The organism is Mucilaginibacter lutimaris, assembly GCF_042676625.1.
GTDB lineage: Bacteria > Bacteroidota > Bacteroidia > Sphingobacteriales > Sphingobacteriaceae > Mucilaginibacter > Mucilaginibacter lutimaris.
The window spans coordinates 1-2,114 of the sequence record NZ_JBHTIA010000022.1; the positions used below are offsets into that span (position 1 = coordinate 1).

Genomic DNA, 2,114 nt, shown 5'->3' on the forward strand with positions numbered 1-2,114 from the left:
CAGCGTCAGAAACCCTTATGCCACTTTCCTCAACCTGCCGGAAGCTGTTTTCAAACCACGGCGTACGATGCTGCTGCTGTTAATGTTTACTGAAACGATCACGTATTACCACCAGTACCAAAGGGAACTAAAAACGGACGAGGATACCGGGGAGCAATATATTGAAAGTACGATAGCCGATATAGAAGCCGCTTTTACGCTATTAGAAACCACCTTGCTCAAAAAGAGCGACGAGTTGAACGATGCCTGCCGGAACTTTTTCGAGCGGCTGAAAGCCTACCTAAAAGAACAGGACACCGAGGCTTTTTACAGCAAAGAGGTAAGATCCGCCATGCGATTAAGCCCGAGCAGTTTAGCACGTTACCTGTACGAACTGGAACGGATGGGCTATATCAAGATCACCAGGGGTAACCGCTATAAAGGCTTTGAGTACAAAATACAGAACTGGAACGACCTGGAAACATTGACGAATGATGCGCAGAACATGGTAAAAACCATCCTTGAAAATATCAAAACAGTAACCCGTAACCCACCAGTAACCCAAGCCACAAATGGGTCACCTAAAGCGCAGAAGATCAACAGGAAACAGGCAGTAACCCAACAAACCGAAAAAATAGCAGACACCCTAAAATAAAACCATGTAAAACGCCCTTTACATCCGTTTACAGGCCGGCTTTTCGGAATGGTTGCGCATATTGAACTTTGAGCCGACCAGCCAAAGGGACATGCCTAAAATGTTGGCCGAGTTCCTGGAATACCTGGAAAACCAAAATTGTAATCATCCCCATGAGATACAGGAAGCGCACCTGAAAAACTACCTAACACGCCTGCACGAACGGCCATGCAAAACCAAAGCCGGAGCGATCAGCCTGAACTATATCCGTAAGCATCTACAGGTCATTAAAAAGTTCAGCCGTTACCTTAGCGAAAGCGGACAGGAAAGCTTTACGGTCAAGCTGCGCATTAAGGGCAAGGCCAGTAATGTCAAAAGCATACTGACTAACGCCGAAGTAACTCAACTGTACGATGCTGCTAAAGAGGATGCTTTAGGCATGCGGGATAAGGCGATGTTGGCTTTATATTACGGCTGCGGGTTGCGTAAAAACGAGGGTGTAAAAGTTGATGTTCGTGACATATTGATAGAAAAGGACCTGCTATATGTACGGAAAGGAAAAGGCCACAGGGAGCGTTACGTGCCATTGGCCGCAAGCAACAAAGCCGACTTGACCCACTATATACAGTATGCCCGGCCTTACCTGGTTACCGGCAAAAAAGATAATGCCTTGCTGCTCAATATCAACGGAAAAAGGTTGAGCGGTGCTACAGCTTATGAACGTTTGCAAAAGCTACGAGCCGAAGCCAGGCTAAAGAAAGCCATCGGCCTGCATACGCTTCGCCACAGCATTGCCAGCCACCTGCTGCATTCCGGAATGAAGTTAGAACAGATCCAGCGGTTTTTAGGCCATAGGAGCTTAGAAAGCACACAGATCTATACCCACTTAAAGCATGAGCAAGTTTGAGGATTACTTACAGGAAACGGGCTTTAAACCGCAAACTGTTTACCAGCACCGTAAATATGCCAGCTACTTTTTAGCCTGGATAGCTGAACAAAGCCTGGGCTTAACGCAGATAACGTATATAGAAATACTCGACTTTGCAGATCACTTAGGCAAAGGCAACAAAAACGTTAATCTTATAAATCGGGTAATGTTAGCGGTCAGGTATTACTTTACTTACCTGCAAAACGAAAAGCAGATCAGTTATAATCCGGCAGCAGGTATCAGCCTGAAAGGAACGATCAGAACCGTACCCCATGACCTGTTGGAAAAAGCAGACCTGGAAACACTTTATCATAACTACGAGATCAAAGACGAACGAACCCACCGTAATAAAGTGATTATAGGGTTATTGGTTTATCAGGCATTAACGAGGGAAGAACTGGAAACCATCCGGCCGGAACATTTGAAATTGAGAGAGGGTAAAATCAATGTACCAAAACAGGTAAGCAAAACGACAGGATATTACCCTTGCAACCTCATCAAATCTTAGACCTGCAAGAATATATCTTGCTGATACGGCCAAAGCTTCAAAGCAGATCAGAGCGTTTGTTCACC

The 2,114-nt window shown here is 45.4% G+C and carries 3 protein-coding genes; all 3 read left to right on the forward strand.

Annotation, left to right across the window (positions count from 1 at the left end):
* Positions 1-634: hypothetical protein (locus ACFQZI_RS19885; RefSeq protein ID WP_377145630.1), on the forward strand; the 634-nt coding region annotated here is incomplete at its 5' end.
* A 91-nt stretch (positions 635-725) separates the two neighbouring features.
* On the forward strand, positions 726-1,520 hold the full coding sequence (locus tag ACFQZI_RS19890) for a tyrosine-type recombinase/integrase (RefSeq protein ID WP_377145632.1): 795 nt from the start codon (positions 726-728) through the stop codon (positions 1,518-1,520).
* The gene (locus ACFQZI_RS19895; protein ID WP_377145635.1) at positions 1,507-2,049 is read left to right on the forward strand and encodes a tyrosine-type recombinase/integrase; all 543 of its coding nucleotides are present in this window, start codon (positions 1,507-1,509) and stop codon (positions 2,047-2,049) included. Before ACFQZI_RS19890 ends, ACFQZI_RS19895 begins: the two co-directional genes overlap by 14 nt.
* Positions 2,050-2,114: the final 65 nt, after the last annotated feature.

Bases quoted from the DNA above. Each gene is read 5' to 3' on its own strand.
- ACFQZI_RS19890 (WP_377145632.1), top strand. From the start codon at position 726: ATGCCTAAAATGTTGGCCGAGTTCCTGGAATACCTGGAAAACCAAAAT.
- ACFQZI_RS19895 (WP_377145635.1), top strand. From the start codon at position 1,507: ATGAGCAAGTTTGAGGATTACTTACAGGAAACGGGCTTTAAACCGCAA.